Here is a 17,923-nt window from a genome sequence, read left to right on the forward strand (position 1 = left end):
GATCTAATTTAAGTTGCACTCGCTGAAATCAAATCCTAAAATCAACTTCAACCCAACCTAAAAAAGTTTTACTAATAAGCCCGCGCAAATAACACCCGCCGACTTGATGGACGCCCCGTCAGAATACACTTGCCTTCTTCTTCGGGAGCATTGTATGGTATACAACGAATCGTTGCTTTTGTTTCTTCTTTTATGCGCTCTTCGGTTTCGGGCGTGCCATCCCAGTGCGCCAAAATGAATCCTCCTTTTTCGTCCAAGACTTGTTTAAACTCGGCATAATCATCTACGTGGTGCGTATTGGCGGTTCTAAATGCCAGTGCTTTATCGTAAATATTTTGTTGAATTTCTTCCAACAAGGTCTCGATTCTGTCCACAATTCCTTCCAGTTGAACCGTCATTTTTTCTTTCGTATCGCGTCGGGCCACCTCTACTGTACCATTTTCAAGATCACGCGCGCCCATTGCCAATCGCACAGGCACGCCTCTTAACTCGTACTCGGCAAACTTCCAGCCAGGTTTATTGGCGTCAGAGTCATCAAATTTTACACTGATACCTTTTTTACGAAGGCCTGCTGAGATTTCTTTTACTTTTTCGGTAATCTGAGCAAGCTGTTCTTCACTACGATAAATAGGCACAATCACCACCTGAATTGGGGCCAATTTAGGCGGCAACACCAACCCAGAATCATCAGAATGTGCCATCACGAGTGCGCCCATGAGGCGCGTACTTACGCCCCAAGAAGTTCCCCAAACGTACTCAAGTGTACCTGCCTTGCTCTGAAATTTAACGTCAAATGCTTTGGCAAAGTTCTGACCTAGATAGTGTGAAGTTCCCGCCTGCAATGCTTTGCCATCCTGCATCATGGCCTCAATACAAAGGGTTTCTTCAGCCCCCGCAAAACGCTCATTGGCCGTTTTAAAGCCTTTAATAACGGGAATAGCGGCCCATTCTTCCGCAAAACGTGCATACACTTCGAGCATCTGCCGCGTTTCGGCCATGGCTTCGTCAGAAGTGGAGTGGGCTGTGTGGCCTTCCTGCCACAAAAATTCAGTGGTGCGTAGAAACAAACGGGTCCGCATTTCCCAACGCACAACGTTGGCCCATTGGTTTATCAACAAAGGCAAATCGCGGTACGATTGAATCCAGTTTTTATAGGTGCTCCAAATAACGGTTTCAGAAGTGGGACGAACAATCAATTCCTCTTCCAGTTTGGCATCGGGATCTACGATTACGCCGCTTCCATCGGGCGCGTTTTTGAGTCGATAGTGCGTAACTACCGCACACTCCTTGGCAAAGCCTTCCACGTGGCTCGCTTCTTTGCTCAAAAATGATTTGGGAATAAATAAAGGGAAATAAGCGTTCATGTGACCTGTTTCCTTAAACATATCATCCAATGCCCGCTGCATTTTCTCCCAAATTGAAAAGCCGTATGGTTTGATGACCATACATCCTCTCACGGCTGAATTTTCGGCCAAATCAGCCCTTTTCACTAATTCATTGTACCACTCAGAGTAATTTTCACTACGGCTAGGTATCGCGTTTGCCATTGCTTTTATTTAGGTAAATTTTTGTTTTAAATTTTTAAACTATTCTTTCTTCAATTGCGTCTACGTTTAGAGTAGGTACTTTCTCTAACACCTTAATTAATAACCCCTTAAATCCCATTAAAAATAATCATTAACATAAAAAAGGCGTAAAATCTACACTTAAACTATACTAGTCGTTCGCAATCAGCACTTTGCAGGATTTAGTGTAGCATCGACATTTATAATTATTTGATTATCAGGAGCTTTTATCGCAAATCTCCTCCTTGTTTTTTCGAAAAAACTCTTGCAAAGATACTTTTTTATCTTAAATTTGTGACGAAACTGAATCAATATCAGCCAAATTGGCGTTTATAGTAAATAACGACCCTGATTTTCTTTTTAAATCGTAGGAACAAAAACTTTTAAATAACCATGAAAACCTTTCGTTCACTCACCCTTTGGTCAGCAGTAGGCTTGGTTGGTTTATGGGGGTGTAACTCTAACCAGTACACCACCGCAAACGACGCCGAATACGACGACCTATATGGTAACTCATCCAGTGTAGCAGTAGCAGCAAAGTCGGGAAATCAGGATGAGGAAAAGAGAAGCCTTCGTAACTACAACCCTGACTACCGTACGGGCCAACTACAGCCCAATACCACCTCTGAAGACTATGACTACTACGACGAATCCTATTTAAGTTCGCGGGGTATTCAGCGTAATGTCGGCCCCAATGCTGGCTATAATTCAGGTTTTTCTGATGGCTATCAAACAGCCATGAACAATAATTGGGGAAGCTACTGGAACAACCCTTATCGTTACAACTCGTTTGGATGGAACAGCTTTGGCAGTTCGGCCATGATGTTAGGCCTTGGGTATGGTTATGGTTCTGCTTTTGGAAATCCTTATCGTTTTGGCAGTCCTTTCGGCTGGAATTCTGCCTTCGCTTATGGCTACGGTGACCCATTTTTTTCACCGTATTCTTATTATTCGCCTTATTCTGCTTGGGGTGGTTATTCAAGCTTTGGCTGGGGGAATCCGTGGGGCTTTAATTCGTTCTACTCTCCATACAGTTTTTATGGAAGCGGTTTCTATGGCAATAACTTCTATGGGAATAATAACCTTTGGTATAACGGCCCCAACAACAACATTCAGATTGTTGACGCACGCCGCCGTCCAGGCTCTGATTATTACAACCGCGTAGATCGTTCAGCCAATTCGTATAACCGTAACAATGACAACAGTCCTCGTTATACCAACGATGGCCGCCGTCAAAGTTATGACCCATCTTCACGGGCAAACAGTAGCTCAACCGCCACAAGCAGTGACACCTACTACTCACGTCCTCGTGGTGGTGCCGACCGTTCGTACAATGGCTATTCATCAAATTCGGGCAGCCGTACTGGCAGCACTTACAGCGCTCCTTCCACCCAAAGTTCGGGATACTCTTCGGGTACTCGCGGTGGAGCAACCCGCTCTTATGGTGAAAGTAGCACGTACAGCAACCAGCGTAGCAGCTCTTACAGCAACAACAATTCTTCCAACTCTAGCAGTTGGAACAACAATAGCAGCAACAGCAGTGGCAGAAGCAGCTATAGCAGCCCAAGTCCCAGCTACAGCAGCCCAAGTTCAAGCAGTAGTGGTTCGAGCTCAAGCAGCAGCGGCTCCTCACGCGGACCACGCTAAATGGTTAGAATAACGGAAAAGTAAACAAAGACTTTTCCAAGAAAGACTTACCGTTTAAAAAATAAATGACAAAATTCGCTTTCATAAAAAACCTCGCTATTTTTGAATGGCGAGGTTTTTTCTTGCTTATAAATGTACTTTTAACAATAAATAAGGCTCCACATATTATTTTAACAGGGAAATCGTTTTAACTCTGCCATGAGAACACGTCACATTTTAGTGGGAATTGTCGTCGGAATGACCACAACTCACGTTTTTTCCCAAAGCCGTCTTTATTCCAATGCGGCTTCTCAATTATCCCAGATTACCCAAAACGGAACCGCTCGTTTTCAGGGTGTTGGTGGCAATCATGCGGCACTTGGGGGTGATGCCAGCAACATTTTTGGAAACCCCGCAGGCATTGCTTTTTTCAATCGCTCAGAGATAAGCCTTAGCCCGACTTTTTACTCCATCAACAACAAGGCCGACTATATTGGCAACACCACGACCGACCAAAAGGTCAATCCGAACCTATCGCAATTTTCGTTGATTCTGGCTGGAAACCCCCAAAGTTATAACCGCGAATGGCGTCGTACATCCTTCGGGATCAGTTATTCTCGGCAGGTGAACGCGGGCACCCAGTTTTCTTACGGGGGAACCAACAACCGCAGTTCAATGATTGACGACATCGCAGAACTAGCCAACGGAGTTCCAGTTACAACCCTCGAAAATGACTACAACAATGGCCGCCCTTACTCAATTGAATCGGCTTTTTATAATCTTTATCAAATAGATGCCCTTTCGGCCAACGGCCCCTATCGCCGCCCCATTCCTTTATCACGTTCATCTTTTGAGCAAACTGGTAGTATCGAGCTTTCTGGTGGCTCATCGCAATGGACTTTTGCGTATGCGGGAAATTACGCCGACAAGCTTTACATTGGGGTATCGGGAGGGTTTTCGCGCCATACCTATATTCGCCAACAAAACTATGCCGAACGCTTCATCAACGGCGGGGCATTTCGTGGATTAGATTATCGTGAGGATATAAATATCAACGGAACGGGTGTATTTCTATCAGCGGGGGTTATTTACAAAGCCACCGAATTTTTACAGTTAGGGGCCTCACTGCACAGCCCCACGTGGAGTAATATGCAAATGACGTACGAAGAAGAAGTAGGGGTAGATGTCTTAAACAACCGAGTTCCAATTTATGACTCTAATGGTAACCCCGTTACGAATGGACAAGGGCAACAGGCTTTTGACCAACTGCCCACCAATCGGGTAACGATTGAGCCTTATGATTTTGAGTACAGTATGCGTACTCCTCTACGGGCCACGGGTGGCGCAACTTTTTTCTTTGGCAAAAAAGGCTTCCTCACCGCCAGTGCCGAATACGTTGGCTATAAAGGAATGGGTATCAGTACCCCCGACGACAACCAGTTTCGTAGCAACAATCGCCGTTTAATCCAATCTACCTTCAACAACGTCGTTAATCTGCGGGCTGGTGGCGAGGCCCGTCTCAATACCTTCAGGGTACGGGCGGGGGTAGGTTATATGCCAAATATTTACAGCCAAAACTACAACGTAGAGGGAAAACTCAACCGCGCCAAGCTTTCATTTTCGGGCGGGTTAGGGTATCGCAACGAGCGTTTTTACATTGATTTGGCGGGTACGTATCTAATCACAAAGGATGCTTTTGCCCCCTATCAACTCAACGACCCAAACAATTACTTTTCGGCACAGTTGAACGTCAGCAGCATCAATGTTGTGAGTACCATTGGCTTGTTCTTCTAGTTCGTACTCTCTTCAAATACAAAAATCCCCGTCAGGCTCCTGACGGGGATTTTTGTTGTATTGTTATCTTATTTCGTTAAAATACAAATCAAAAATAAGTAACAGATAATCAATCCCTTATCGCCCCCGTACGCCATGCTTCCACCATTGAACAGCGTAATTTTTTAGAACGAAAAACGCACTCGCTGAAGCACCTGCATAGGGCGTAGCTGATAGCTTGATTCAAGATACGAGAAGGCGCTAGTTGAAACCAACAAAAGTTGGGAGGTATTCCAGATATTATTCCAAGCCGTTTCAAAATCAATTTTTTGCTTTTGCCAAGTGAAGCGTATTATCAAATCGCTGAAAATTGTATGATTGCTTTTCGACACCAACCTATTGACAAAATACTCATTTTTGAAGCCAACGTGCAGATTTCTAGCAGGATATAGACTAAGGTTAAACTGGTGCTGCTGTTGGGAAGTGAGAGGATATGTACGTTTATTTACTTGATTCAAAAAGCCCATTTTTTTGTAACGATACTCCCAATCCGCCCATTTGGCTACTTTGCCATCTAGTCGAAAACCATAGGTCGTATTTTGGTTTCTGACGGTAGCGGCCACGCCATTTATAATCTGCGGCCGCTCTGTTTGCATGAATTGGCCTTCGAGGGTAAGTTGGGTGCTTAATTTGGTAAAATATTTGCTCACCTGCGCCATGAGCACATCATTGGTAGCTCGGTTGGACGATGCCAACGCGTAGCTTTCGATGGCACCGTTGACATTGAGTTGGGTGCTGTAAAGTAAATTATTGTTTATCAATCGCTTGGAGTAAGAGGCATGTCCAAAAATCGAGGCAACAGGATTGCGATAACTGGCGTTCAGCCTACCTACGTGCGAAACATTGGCAGACAATGGCGCGTTGCGGCGTTCGATGTTTCGATACGTACGGAGCAAATACCCGTAAAAAACATCGTCTATTTCGCCAAAAGTATTTTGTCGGTCTATCGTCGTCGAGAGGGTCCAAAAAGGCGTGGCGTCGTAGCTGGCATTGAAACGAGGCTCAAACGTAAATTGTTGCCGCCGTTGTTGCTGTTGTAGGGGCGTATCTCGTATCGAAAAATCGTAAAAATTCAGTGGCAAATTGAGCGTTATGCGCCACTTGCTTCTACGATACTGGGTTTGTAATTTAGCATAAGCGTGTATTTTTTTCCAGTCCAACTGATTTTCAAAAGTGCCACCGACAAGTTCTAATACCTCTTCCCCATCACCCCGCGCTATTTGGCTTTGCAAGCGCTGGTTTTCTACCTGAAAACCAACTTGTGGCGACACCGAAAAGCCCCTACCAAACCCCTTCGTGAGGCTAACCATGTTGTGCGTAAAAAAACTACGTAAAGTTACCTCTTGACTTAATCTATTGTAGGGTAAGTTGTTATTAATCAGCCCTAAAAACGGCCCAGGTGTAACGGATAGCGACTGCGGTGCGTTTTGCAAACTCATAAAAGACTGCAACGTAAGTACCTGCTTTTTGATTTTGAAAATATCCTTCAAATGATTGGAAAGGGCATAAAATGGGCTACTCACGCGCTGCGTCAGAGGATTACCATTGAGCAAAAGTAGCCCCGTTTCGCTGTCCCATTGCCGCTTAAACGAAAACTGATTTTTGAAATATTGACCTCGGTCGTTTTTTTGAAGTGCAAAACTCCCTTCTAATGTCCTGAAAACAAAACTATTACGTTTTTCTTCTAAGATATTAATGGTATCCGTAGGTGTATAATTTATAGTCTGAGTTCGGCCTGTTTGTAACTGGTGGTCGTTTAGGTAAGATAGGTTGACGCGAAACTCGTAGCCTTTCGGGAGTTTTTTTAAGAAATTAATCGTTCCCAAATGCGCTTTGTTGTCAAGCCAGCGCGTGTCAGAAAAAGTCGGTGCTGCCAGTGGCATTACACGCGCCCATACTATCTTGGCAGGCTCTTTTTCAAATGGATTGAGCACATCTTCTCTCGTCAGCGTTTTGATCTGACGGCCTATGTTCTGCCCAATATTGTTTGTTTGGTAAGAGGCTATCAACTGCTGGCCGCGTGTAAAAAGCATCGGAGTAACGTTGGCCTCCCACAAAAACGGGCTTACGCCAAGCCCCACACGGGCGGTACCGGTAGTGGTTATTTTGTTTTTGAGGCGGATGTTGAGCGCAGCGTTTTCCGAAAACACCAAACTATCAAGCATACGCACAGGCTGGTGGTTTTCCAAAATCTCTACGCGCGACACGGCATCAGCAGGTAGGTTTTCATTGGCCAAATTGTAACGCCCGTCGAGCAAGTCAAGCCCTTCAATGTAGTATTTGTTGATGGCTTTGCCTTGGTACAAAATCTTACCGTCGGGCTGTACTTCTACGCCCGGTAGCCGCCTAATGACATCACCAATGGCGCGGTCTGACTGGGTCTTGAAGGCATTGACCGAGTACGAGAGCGTATCGCCACTACGCGTAATGGGCTTCTCTTTTACTACAACTTCTTTGAGTTTGATTTCCTGCTCCGACAGTTCAAAATTTACTTCTTGGGTTTTATTAAACACGGTGCGTTGTTGCGTGGCATAGCCCAGCCGATACACTCTCAATACTAGCGTATCGGCCATCGTCTTGACTGGAATCGAATAAAAGCCCGATTTATCTGCAATTGCAAATGCCAAAATAGCCGACGAGCGCGGCGCATGAAGCGTAATATTTGTACTGGCAAGAGGTATTTGATTGGCTTGGGTAATTTTGCCAGTTATAACAACCTGCCCAAAAGCACTGTTCAATACCAATAGCCCCAAAACCCACCAATGCTTCATACTTAAGGTTTTAATTCGAGCGGGTTGTTATCCCAACTGCGGTCGACTCTGGCCTCGCTGGCGGGTTTGGTTACCCCATCTGGTGTCGTGACGGTAGCATTTTTAAAATTACGGCCAGTTCTACGTCTTATGTACTCGAATCTATCTTTTCTAAACTCAGTGCGTAGCGAAAATACCTTTGCTTGATCTATTGGCACAGGTGCTGAATTCATATAAACAGGCTTGTACGTTCTTTTTATTTTATCTTCTTGAAAGCTTTGCATTACAAATACATAATGGTTACGCACATCGTTGAGTTTTACAATCAATCCTGGCAAACCTTTGAACACGTAAGGGCCATCGGAAATGGGGATGTCGGTCGTAAACCAAGCTTCATAGTCTCGGCCAGCGTAATGGGTGGTTGCTTTGGTGCAAAAATAACCCACTATACTGTCTTGTTGCGCCAGAATTTTCCAATCTAATGTATTTATAGGATAGATAAATCGGTCGGTGCTGAGGGCTTCGTGAACCATAGTTTCTGTTTTGGTATATTCTTTACATACAAAATATCTAAAGTTAGTCTTAAATCTATACTCACTATCCATTTGAATATTTTGAGGCAGAACACCTTTATTCACCAAATCTTTAATGGAATCACTCTTGAAGCGACCTTCTGACCCAAATATTGAGGACTCTCCTTTGTTCAGATAAAGAAAGAAAGTCTCAGCGCCAACGCGCTTACTATTGGTTGAATCGGGCTGATAAACAAGACTATAACTCACCTTGTACGCTTTTGGCGGTACAGTTTGAAATACACAAAACAAAGAAAATAATACGATGATTGTTTTCATGAAAGTTTAGGTTTATTTGAGTGGTTAAAGGGCAAGATTCGTTATCCTAACCCTTTAACCATCTGCTTTTAATGGTGAAGGAAATTTTGCCTATAAAACTATATGGTTTTTAGCAACAGTGCCTTTCATAGCTCGGCCGCACATGAGGTGTAATGGTTAGCGCAAATTTGTAAAACCTAGCCTTAAAAATCTACCACTTTTAGTTGTATTTTGTAAAGAAACCAATAGATTTTCGTATTAAAGCCGTTTTATGATACTTCATTTTCAATCAGGTCTCCACAATTACTGTTTCTTTATCCTAAGGCTACGTGACTATGCCTTTTATCATAACATTGGCAGCCCTTACTTATACTTCTTGAAACAGAGGGTCTAATGAGTAAGTATTTACAAAAACACGTATTTATACGTAGTGACAAGTGTTTACATTTTAAGTCTAATGGGAAGATGCGCTCAACATGCAACAAAGCCACTTAGGTTGCAAACTTTCAATTTAAATTTTAGACCCATGTCAACCTTACAAAACTTAGCCAACTTTAACATTGGAAGGCTTCGCAAGGAGAAAAAGCTCTCGCGTGAAGATATGGCACATCATTTAGACATCAGCCTTGAAGCCTACCGTAAAATAGAAAATGGGACAACCCACCTAAGTCTCGACAGGCTGGAGCAAATCTGTGAAGTTTTAGAAACCGATATTTTTAAAATACTTGCGCCGCACCCAGAAAAATATAGCCTGAACGAAGTAAACGACCAAGGCATGGGCACCAACACAGATACATTAAATCACGGACAAGACAAAAATCTTGAAACTAGGACGGGCAACTAGAAGAAAATTTAAAACTACAAAGCCTGCTCAATCCCTTATCGCCCCCGTACGCCATGCTTCCACCATTGGATACCAAATGGGCTGGTATTCTACATAGCGTTGGAGCTCATAGTGGTCTTCCACAAATTGATTGGCCCTACGATTGAAAGTGAAGTTAATTTCAGAAAAATTGGCCCGCTGCGAATACACCCACACCTCGCGGTCTTTGCTACGCTGCACGCGGTCGGGCGGTCCCATCACAATAAAAATCATTCCTTTGTCCGTTTTCCAACCCTCTTTGTACGTAGTAAAAAGTCGATTGGCTTCTTCCACGCGGTTATAAAATACGCTTATGGTACGCTTAGCCAAATCGGTGTTGCCATTCATCAACGAAAGCCAATACCGATCCAGTGATTTTTTAGCGTCTTTTGTCCCTAGGAGTTCGTTTATTTCCTGATTCTGACTCATATACATCACAGGCCGAACCAACTCAGCAGGGCGGGTCATTTTAGGAAAACGTTTATTACTCACCACCAATCCGATACCCGTGGCGTCGGTGGTGTCTTCGGTCATATAATACAAGCCTTCCTCTTTAAAAGTAAGCGGCGTACTTGTATTAATCATGAAAGTTGTATCAACCCCCAATGTACGAGGTGCGTTGCGCGGCGTAGTATTCATCGGCGACGAGGCCGCTTCGAAATCATGTTTATAGCGCATGACGTACAGCGGCTTCACGGTCTTTTTGATGTCTTTGATGAGCAAGGTGTCGTTTACGTTGACATAATTTTGGAGCATCACAACTTGACCTGTTCGCTCAAACAAAGCAAAGCGGTCGCTGAGTTTGGGGGCGTTGAACCGAACCGCCAAATCATTAAGCACCTTTTTGGTCGTTCCAATCTCCGATATTTCGGCCAACATAACGGCCGTAGCGTGATTTACTGGCCTTTTTACGTCAAACCGAATCATAAATTTGGTGGCACTGAGCTGCACCACATTCTGCTCATTGAGAGGGATATTGCCGTAGCCCAGTCGCTCACGAGACGCAAAATCAGGATACAGCACGTAGTTGAGGGTAAATTTATCCGTAAAATCTTTCCAACGCACGGGGATATTATTGGGTTTGCTCAAATCAACCCGCATAAAAATAGCGACCGAGTTGGTATCCTTGCTCAAAAATTTACTTTTAATCCCTAAGATGGTCACGTCGTCTACCCCACTAGCGGCGGCCGTCGTTTGAGCATCTCCTTTGCGTTTTTTGGTTTTAGAAGTTTGCTGTGCCTCACTAAAAGTGCCGACAGCAATTAAAAAAAATAAAATCAGGCCAATGCGATTCATCCTGTTAGTGTGTTAAACCACTTGAATTGATAAAGAAGCGGTATAGGTTTACTTACCTAAAAACGTAAAAATCCACGTAATAGCGTACAATCCGTTTATTTTTTCATCGAACTGATTTTATCTAAATCAGTAGTTTGATAATGTCGGTACACTTTCAGAATAATAGCCAAAGCAACGGCCGATTCGGCGGCGGCAACGACCATTACAAACAAGGCAAAGAGTTGGCCTTCAAGCCGTAAAGGGTCATATTGCGAAAAAGCCACTAAATTGAGATTGACCGCATTTAAAATTAATTCAACGCCAATCAACACCGCAATGGCATTACGTTTGGTAATCATGACCGCAAGTCCAATGCTGAACAATGCCGCCGCAACGATAAGAAAATAGTGTATCGGAACAATTGGTTGCATGATGCAATGTTAAGAAAAATATTCAAAAAAGAGGCGCTATTTTTGCCTTATTAAAAAACCATCCATCAATGTCTGAAGTACCTGCCCGCCTTCCCCATTATCAACATTTGTACGAAACCTTACGCCAACAGCTCATTAAAGGCGTCTATGAAATCGGGAGTTTGTTGCCTTCTGAAAAAGAACTACAACAAACCTATAACCTTACCCAACCCACTATCCGTCAGGCGCTTTCGATGTTGGCCGAAGAAGGATTTATCAAGAAATACCAAGGAAAAGGAAGCATCGTTCAACCGCTTCCCGTGGGTTTGGGGATGCTTTCGATACAGGCGCATTATCCAAACCCGTTACGTGAAGAACTCAAAGAGGAAGACATCAGAACCGAAATTCTGAAAAAACCTCAGTTGATGCCTTTTCCTAGCGATTTTCTGTTTGCGCCCACCCATCCAAATGAGCCTTTTTATTATTTTGAACGCTTACGATTGGTCAACAAAGAAGTGATTTTTTTTGAAAGGTTGGCTTTTCCAGCGGCGGATGTTCCCGATTTTCATAAACAAAAATTAGAAAATCGCTCCCTTTTTGGCGTTTTTCGGAGTCGGTACAACATCATTGTTAAAGGCGGAGAAGAAAAAGTTTGGGCTACCGCTGCCCAAGCGCCTTTAACCGATATAATGCGCATGGCCGAGTATACCCCAGTGCTTCGTCTCGAAAAATGTATCGAGACCAATCGGCCTCATTTTACCATTTATTCCTCTTTGTATGCCTGTACAGACACATATTTGTTGAAAGGAAGATTTTGATAATCCCTTTGAATCCTGATATATTTGGGAAACAATCATTTAACTTTCCTCTTTGCCATGGGATTATTAACTACGCTAAAACAAAAGGTAATTGCTACCAAAGAACAATTATTTCCGCAAACAGAATTCGATGAAGCAACCCTTCCATGGATTGATCGGCCTGATGCAGACGTCGATGAATTTGTAAAAAAATACCAACCCAAATTTGACGTATCCTACAATCTGGCCGAAAAGCTGAAGTTTTGGCAAAAAAATGGGTACGTTATTTTAGAACAATCGATTCAGTCTGAATTATTGGATTTGTTTTGGTCAGACGTTGAAGAATTGGTGGAGCATCCCGAAAAATACAAAATGTGGGCGCGCATCGACCTTCCAAAGTTTGACCCTGTTCGCGAACGCCACATCAAAGATTTCCCGAAAGAAGATCTCCAGGGAAAATACGTGAAGTTAAATGACTTTCATAACCTATCGGTGGCGGGCAAAAAACTCATGACTCACCCCGCCATTGTTAATTTTTTGGATGCGATTTTCCAACAAAATACGGTGGTAATGCAAAGCCTAACGTTTATGTATGGCAGTCAGCAGCCTACCCACCAGGATTATCCGTGGGTAACGGCCAAAATACCCAGTCATTTGGCCGCCGCATGGATTCCGCTGGAAGACATCAAAATTGATTCTGGTCCGTTGTATTATTATATCGGCTCTCATAAAATGCCTAAGTTCAATTTTGGCAACGGAATTCTGTACAACAACCGCTCGACCAAAACAGCGCTCGAATTTGCGGATTATCTTGACACAAAATGTGCAGAATTAAAGCTTCCCAAAGATACGCTACTTATCAAACGCGGCGATGTCTTGATCTGGCACGCGGCCTTGGCCCACGGCGGTCGTCTGATTACGAACCCAGACCAAACCCGCAAATCATACGTATGCCACTATTCTACCGAAGAAGCTCTTCCTTTTCACCGTCATCGGTTTGGCCAAACGCCAGTCACCGAATACCATAATGGTGTTGCGATTTATCAAAACCCTGATTTCGGTGACCAAGAAAATATTTTGAATGCTGGCGAAAAATGGGATTCAAAAAAGTAAATTATTCATTGATATGTCGGACGCGAAAGCGCAACAACACCCATAAAACCAGATAAAGCATACTCAAAAGTAGGCCAAATTCTAGGCTGAGAACCAACGCAGTGCGGTCGGTGAGGCTTTGCCAGACCGCACTTAAAAGTTCTTTGGGGTTATGAATAATGTCCCAACTGTTCCAGCGGCGAATCCGGCCAAGATAAATACCAAAGCCCGCCATCGGCAAGCTGATGGCCAACAAGACGTTGCCAATGGTATTTGTGAAGGTTTTTTGCCAACAACGGTGCATCCAATACAAAGAAACAAGCCCGTTGAAAAGACTGACTTCGGCGTAATAAAAAAGCATGATGATATCATGCCAAGTTAAATCGCTGCCCATATTGACCGAAATGTGCAGTAAATCGGTAATCATGTAAGGAGCATTGGGGAAAAACAACAACCAGATGATGCTCCAAAACCCAACCCATTTGGGCAATTTTCCGAATCGTTTTACGGTTACATCCACCAAAAAAGCGACTAACAAAGGAATCCAACTTAAAAATAAATTCCAATCCATCGAGAAATCTACCGCTTCTTTGAATTGGATACGTATCATGTGATAGGTAAGCGCCACCATACTTAGCAGCAAAAGAAGCAAAAGTGGGTACAACCCTTCCATCGTAATAATAGGAGGATCTGATACGTAGAAGCGATACTTCCAAAACCTATTGAATAAACGTTTGAGCAAGATTTACGTTGATTTGTTTCCTAAAGAACGTCTAAATCACGGTCACCGTTTATGAATTTACTGAAAAGTTTTAGATTTTGGCATTAAATGGTTACTTATTTCTATTTTATCTATGCTTATTACAATTTATTCCAGTTAGGCAGTAATCGTATAAGAACGAAAAATTGCCTGAACGGTGCCTATTCCCCAACATTCTGCATATTATCTAGCCCCATTCGGCTAAAACCAGAGAAATCCTGTTTCTCATTCAGTTATTTTCCGTAATTTGGCACGGTAAAACAAAAAATTACAAACACTCACCGGAATATATAATATGAACATTCACGAGTACCAAGGAAAAGAAATACTCAAGAAATACGGTGTTCGCATTCAAGACGGTATCGTCGTTGATACCCCAGAGCGCGCTGTAGAAGCCTACCGTTCGATTGCCGAGCGTACGGGTTCAAAATTTGTCGTCGTAAAATCTCAAATCCACGCTGGTGGACGCGGTAAGGGTCAAATTCAAGGTTTGGAGCAACGCGGCGTGCAAGTGGCGAAATCGCCCGACCAAGTGCGCGAAATCGCAACAAACCTTTTGGGTAACGTTTTGGTCACTCACCAAACAGGGCCTGAAGGCAAAAAAGTAAACAAAATCTTTTTGGCCGAAGATGCCTACTATCCTGGTGCATCTGAGCCCAAAGAATACTACATTTCAATTCTGCTCGACCGTGCCAAAGGCTGTCCAGTCATTATGGCAAGTACCGAGGGCGGGATGGATATTGAGGAAGTAGCGGAGCATACTCCCGAGAAAATCATCAAAGAATGGGTCGATCCACGCGTAGGTTTGCAAGGATTCCAAGCCCGTAAAATTGCCTTTGCTTTCGGCCTTTCAGGCAATGCATTCAAAGAAATGGTGAAGTTTATCACTTCCCTTTATACTGCCTATTGGGAGTCTGATGCGTCTATGTTTGAAATCAACCCAGTGTTGAAAACATCAGATGATAAAATCATGGCCATCGACGCCAAGGTAAACTTGGACGACAACGCCCTGATTCGCCATCCTGAACTCGCCCTCATGCGCGATACCAACGAAGAAGATCCGTTGGAAGTAGAAGCTGGCGAAAGCAACCTCAACTACGTAAAACTTGACGGCAACGTGGGTTGTATGGTAAACGGTGCTGGTTTAGCCATGGGTACAATGGACTTAATTAAACTTTCAGGCGGTGAGCCTGCCAACTTCCTCGACGTAGGGGGTGGTGCCAATGCCAAAACGGTAGAAGCGGGTTTCCGTATCATCTTAAAAGACCCTAACGTGAAAGCGATTCTTATCAATATCTTCGGAGGTATTGTACGTTGCGACCGCGTAGCAACGGGGGTTGTGGAAGCCTACAAGGCCATTGGCAACATTCCAGTGCCCATCATTGTACGTCTACAAGGAACCAACGCCGAAGAAGGTGCGCGCATCATCAATGAGTCTGGCCTGAAAGTATATTCAGCCATTGAATTCAAAGAAGCGGCGGCCAAAGTAACCGAAGTACTGAAGTCTCTTGGATTATAAGCCAGAGATTTATCTATTATAAATACCTAAAAACAGGCAGTTTGCTTCGGCAGGCTGCCTGTTTTATTTACCGCAGAAGCAATACTTTTCCCCGCAATACGTGCCCGTTTGGTTCGGTAAGGATAACGTAGGCGTATTCGCCAACGGGCAATACACTCCCATTAAAAGTACCATCAAAAGGTTTGGGAGCTTCGCCAGTTTCATTAAAAACGGCCTGTCCCCAACGATTGAAAATGGTAATTTGGGCTTGGGGGTACTGCTCTAAGCCTTTCAATTCCCACGTATCGTTTTGACCATCCCCATTAGGCGTAAAGACATCAGGAACATACACGCCTGAAAATACAGTAATGGTAATGCTGTCTTCGGCCAAGCACCCCATCGGTCCCGTAGCTACAATGTGATAAGTCGTGGTTTGTTCGGGCCTAAACAACGCCTTGGGCGAAACAGGATTATCCACGCCCGCCGTGGGCGTCCATTGGTAGGTATAACCAATGCCCAATTCAGCGTCAAGCGATAAGGAACTTCCCTGAAAAATAATGCGGTCTTCTCCCAAATTGAGCGTTGGGGGGCGCGAAACAATGACTTTTTTCTGGGCTTCCCCGTTCAAACAATCCAAAGCTCCTTGTACAACATAAGTAACAACATGCTCACCAACGCCCGCCAATTTTGAATCAAAGGTTTCATTGACCACGCCCGTTCCCGAAAAAATTCCACCCGAGGGTATACCTTTAAGCGGAATCGGGCTGCCGAATGGCCCGCAAAAATCGGGGAGAGAGTCGATTCGCACCGTAATTTTATCCACTTTTTTTACTTCAACGGCTTTCGCTACCGCCTTACAACCATTTGTATCAGTGACACTTACGGAATAACTCCCCTCCACATTTACTTCAAACTTATTTTTGGAGGCTCCTTTAATCGGTTGCCCATTCATCATCCATTCAAACTTTTTCAAATCAGTTCCTGCGGCGGTTAGAGGCAGCGCCGCCCCTGGACAAAACTCATTTCCAGGACTTTCGATTGAAACTACGGGTTCGGGGTGCCGAATTACGGTGATAGGCAATGAAGTAGTCGAGCATGAATTGGGCGCGGTCACTTTTACGCTGTACACCCCTGCCTGTGCAATAATAATCGTGTCTTTGATGCCGCCAATGGGTTGCCCGTCTCGCATCCATTGGTAAACGTTGGTGCGGCCTCGGGTCGAAAAAAGCGTTACGTTTTCTCCCGCACAAAACCCACCTTTTGAAGCACTAATCTCGGCTTTGGGTGGTGTAGCAGGAATGACGGTCAAATTACCAGATACGGTAGCACATCCGTCAGAGTCCGTGACCCTTACGGAATAAACACCTGTTTCAATAACGTCATAGGAAGTTGAATTTGCCCGCTCAATCGGCCTGTTTTCGCTCAACCATTGATAACTTAACGAACTATTTCCGGTGGCGGTGACGGTCAGTTTTTCGTAACCATCCACGCAGGGCGTACCCACAAAACCACCCCGCATGACTGGACCTACAATCGGTTTTGGAATCAGCGTAATAGCCACGGGGTCAGAGATGACGGGATTTGTACACAACACATTGTTTTTAACGATACAAGTGTAAACTCCTGCCTGATTGTTTCTGATGACCAAAATGGTATCTGTTGCGTTTGGAATATCTGTGTTATTCAACCTCCACTGCACCACCGTTCCTTTTTCGTGGTTCTTTAGATTAAGCTGGACTAAACTATCCTGACAAACGGTCGTTAGGGCCGCTACCGCAGGTCTTCCTGCTTTTGATACGCTTACTATTGGCTTGTTGATTGACAAATTACAGTCATTTCTTTGGGCCCTTCCTTGCAGCGCCAAACACCAAAGAAAAAAAATAATGTAACGCTTCGGCATAGCTTAAAAATAACAATGTATCAATGACTTAACTCCATTTCCAAAAGAAGGTTTTTGCAGATTGTACTATTTTTAAAACGCAATTTTTTGAGGAATGGTGAATTTTTCAAAAATTGAGACGGTTGTCTTTATAACTAACGTTTCAATGATAATGACAAAACCTCGCCTTATTTTAGATCAAGATGACGTATTGGCCGATACCCACGGCAAACTCGCTGATATTATCGTGCGTGACTTCGGAACGGGCCTTGCCCGCGAAGAATTCGACAAAATGTCTTTACACAAAATTCTATCTTCCGACCATCATCAACGCTTGTATGGCCTCATTCATGAGCCAGGCTTTTTCAGTGATATTCCTTTGGTGCCCAATGCCCAGGAAACGGTTTTCGCACTAAGTAAAAAATATGAAATTTTTGTGGCAACGGCGGCGATGGAGTTCCCCAATTCGTTTCGAGAAAAATACGATTGGTTAAAGAAACACTTCGATTTTATCCCTTGGTCAAATATTATTTTCTGCGGCGACAAAAGTGTGCTCAGTGGAGATTATTTGGTTGACGACCTTCCCCGTAACCTAAAGACGTTCAAGGGGAAAGGGTTATTGTTTAATGCACCTCATAATTTAGAAGATACCGAATTTGACCGAGTCATGGGCTGGGAAGAAATCGCTTCTCGATTGCTCTAAAACGAAAAAGGGACGAAATATTTCGCCCCTTTTTCGTTGTTAT

14 protein-coding genes are annotated in these 17,923 nt (G+C 43.9%); 7 read left to right on the forward strand and 7 right to left on the reverse strand.

The features are described 5' to 3' along the window. Window positions 1-71: 71 nt before the first annotated feature. The gene (gene proS / locus NCI00_RS08405; RefSeq protein ID WP_253526676.1) at window positions 72-1,547 is read right to left on the reverse strand and encodes a proline--tRNA ligase; all 1,476 of its coding nucleotides are present in this window, start codon (window positions 1,545-1,547) and stop codon (window positions 72-74) included. Between the two features lie 411 nt (window positions 1,548-1,958). On the opposite strand from proS, the gene NCI00_RS08410 reads away from it, so the two are divergent. Both NCI00_RS08410 and NCI00_RS08415 read left to right on the forward strand, forming a co-directional pair. Then, window positions 1,959-3,212, forward strand: coding sequence for a hypothetical protein (locus tag NCI00_RS08410; protein WP_253526678.1), 1,254 nt, complete (start codon window positions 1,959-1,961; stop codon window positions 3,210-3,212). 198 nt (window positions 3,213-3,410) lie between these two features. After that, window positions 3,411-4,985 (forward strand): OmpP1/FadL family transporter, encoded by a 1,575-nt coding sequence (locus NCI00_RS08415; RefSeq protein ID WP_253526680.1) that lies wholly within the window; start codon window positions 3,411-3,413, stop codon window positions 4,983-4,985. A gap of 164 nt (window positions 4,986-5,149) precedes the next feature. On the opposite strand, the gene NCI00_RS08420 is transcribed toward NCI00_RS08415, so the two are convergent. After that, window positions 5,150-7,795: a Plug and carboxypeptidase regulatory-like domain-containing protein gene (locus NCI00_RS08420; protein WP_253526681.1), complete on the reverse strand. Its 2,646-nt coding sequence runs from the start codon at window positions 7,793-7,795 to the stop codon at window positions 5,150-5,152. A 2-nt stretch (window positions 7,796-7,797) separates the two neighbouring features. Beyond that, window positions 7,798-8,625, reverse strand: a complete 828-nt coding sequence (locus NCI00_RS08425; protein WP_253526682.1) for a GLPGLI family protein — start codon at window positions 8,623-8,625, stop codon at window positions 7,798-7,800. A gap of 505 nt (window positions 8,626-9,130) precedes the next feature. Here NCI00_RS08425 and NCI00_RS08430 point away from each other — a divergent pair. Further along, entirely contained in the window at window positions 9,131-9,448 is a 318-nt protein-coding gene (locus NCI00_RS08430; RefSeq protein WP_253526683.1) for a helix-turn-helix domain-containing protein, read from the forward strand. 27 nt (window positions 9,449-9,475) lie between these two features. Here NCI00_RS08430 and NCI00_RS08435 read toward each other — a convergent pair whose 3' ends face one another. Both NCI00_RS08435 and nuoK read right to left on the reverse strand, forming a co-directional pair. Then, window positions 9,476-10,762, reverse strand: a complete 1,287-nt coding sequence (locus NCI00_RS08435) for a GWxTD domain-containing protein (protein ID WP_253526684.1) — start codon at window positions 10,760-10,762, stop codon at window positions 9,476-9,478. Window positions 10,763-10,857: 95 nt separating this feature from the next. Then, window positions 10,858-11,172, reverse strand: a complete 315-nt coding sequence (gene nuoK, locus NCI00_RS08440) for an NADH-quinone oxidoreductase subunit NuoK (RefSeq protein ID WP_114065388.1) — start codon at window positions 11,170-11,172, stop codon at window positions 10,858-10,860. 68 nt (window positions 11,173-11,240) lie between these two features. Between nuoK and NCI00_RS08445 the strand changes: the two genes are divergently transcribed. Next, window positions 11,241-11,969 (forward strand): GntR family transcriptional regulator, encoded by a 729-nt coding sequence (locus NCI00_RS08445; protein WP_253526685.1) that lies wholly within the window; start codon window positions 11,241-11,243, stop codon window positions 11,967-11,969. A gap of 57 nt (window positions 11,970-12,026) precedes the next feature. Beyond that, window positions 12,027-13,061 carry a phytanoyl-CoA dioxygenase family protein gene (locus NCI00_RS08450; protein ID WP_253526686.1) on the forward strand — a complete coding sequence of 345 codons (1,035 nt, stop codon included), beginning with the start codon at window positions 12,027-12,029 and terminating at the stop codon, window positions 13,059-13,061. Between the two features lies 1 nt (window position 13,062). Here NCI00_RS08450 and NCI00_RS08455 read toward each other — a convergent pair whose 3' ends face one another. Beyond that, window positions 13,063-13,782 (reverse strand): DUF1361 domain-containing protein, encoded by a 720-nt coding sequence (locus NCI00_RS08455; protein ID WP_253526687.1) that lies wholly within the window; start codon window positions 13,780-13,782, stop codon window positions 13,063-13,065. Window positions 13,783-14,095: 313 nt separating this feature from the next. Here NCI00_RS08455 and sucC point away from each other — a divergent pair, with 313 nt between their 5' ends. After that, window positions 14,096-15,319, forward strand: coding sequence for an ADP-forming succinate--CoA ligase subunit beta (gene sucC / locus NCI00_RS08460; protein ID WP_166557713.1), 1,224 nt, complete (start codon window positions 14,096-14,098; stop codon window positions 15,317-15,319). A 67-nt stretch (window positions 15,320-15,386) separates the two neighbouring features. Here sucC and NCI00_RS08465 read toward each other — a convergent pair whose 3' ends face one another. Then, the gene (locus tag NCI00_RS08465) at window positions 15,387-17,198 is read right to left on the reverse strand and encodes a T9SS type B sorting domain-containing protein (protein WP_253526688.1); all 1,812 of its coding nucleotides are present in this window, start codon (window positions 17,196-17,198) and stop codon (window positions 15,387-15,389) included. A 151-nt stretch (window positions 17,199-17,349) separates the two neighbouring features. On the opposite strand from NCI00_RS08465, the gene NCI00_RS08470 reads away from it, so the two are divergent. Further along, complete coding sequence (locus NCI00_RS08470; RefSeq protein ID WP_253526690.1) at window positions 17,350-17,880, forward strand: 5' nucleotidase, NT5C type; 531 nt, start codon at window positions 17,350-17,352, stop codon at window positions 17,878-17,880. Window positions 17,881-17,923: the final 43 nt, after the last annotated feature.

Origin of the sequence: Runella salmonicolor, assembly GCF_024158025.1 — a bacterium.
Classification (GTDB): domain Bacteria; phylum Bacteroidota; class Bacteroidia; order Cytophagales; family Spirosomataceae; genus Runella; species Runella salmonicolor.

Bases quoted from the DNA above. Each gene is read 5' to 3' on its own strand.
- NCI00_RS08425 (WP_253526682.1), bottom strand. From the start codon at position 8,625: ATGAAAACAATCATCGTATTATTTTCTTTGTTTTGTGTATTTCAAACT.
- sucC (WP_166557713.1), top strand. From the start codon at position 14,096: ATGAACATTCACGAGTACCAAGGAAAAGAAATACTCAAGAAATACGGT.
- NCI00_RS08450 (WP_253526686.1), top strand. From the start codon at position 12,027: ATGGGATTATTAACTACGCTAAAACAAAAGGTAATTGCTACCAAAGAA.
- NCI00_RS08470 (WP_253526690.1), top strand. From the start codon at position 17,350: ATGACAAAACCTCGCCTTATTTTAGATCAAGATGACGTATTGGCCGAT.
- proS (WP_253526676.1), bottom strand. From the start codon at position 1,547: ATGGCAAACGCGATACCTAGCCGTAGTGAAAATTACTCTGAGTGGTAC.
- NCI00_RS08445 (WP_253526685.1), top strand. From the start codon at position 11,241: ATGTCTGAAGTACCTGCCCGCCTTCCCCATTATCAACATTTGTACGAA.
- NCI00_RS08435 (WP_253526684.1), bottom strand. From the start codon at position 10,762: ATGAATCGCATTGGCCTGATTTTATTTTTTTTAATTGCTGTCGGCACT.
- nuoK (WP_114065388.1), bottom strand. From the start codon at position 11,172: ATGCAACCAATTGTTCCGATACACTATTTTCTTATCGTTGCGGCGGCA.
- NCI00_RS08415 (WP_253526680.1), top strand. From the start codon at position 3,411: ATGAGAACACGTCACATTTTAGTGGGAATTGTCGTCGGAATGACCACA.
- NCI00_RS08420 (WP_253526681.1), bottom strand. From the start codon at position 7,795: ATGAAGCATTGGTGGGTTTTGGGGCTATTGGTATTGAACAGTGCTTTT.
- NCI00_RS08430 (WP_253526683.1), top strand. From the start codon at position 9,131: ATGTCAACCTTACAAAACTTAGCCAACTTTAACATTGGAAGGCTTCGC.
- NCI00_RS08465 (WP_253526688.1), bottom strand. From the start codon at position 17,198: ATGCCGAAGCGTTACATTATTTTTTTTCTTTGGTGTTTGGCGCTGCAA.
- NCI00_RS08410 (WP_253526678.1), top strand. From the start codon at position 1,959: ATGAAAACCTTTCGTTCACTCACCCTTTGGTCAGCAGTAGGCTTGGTT.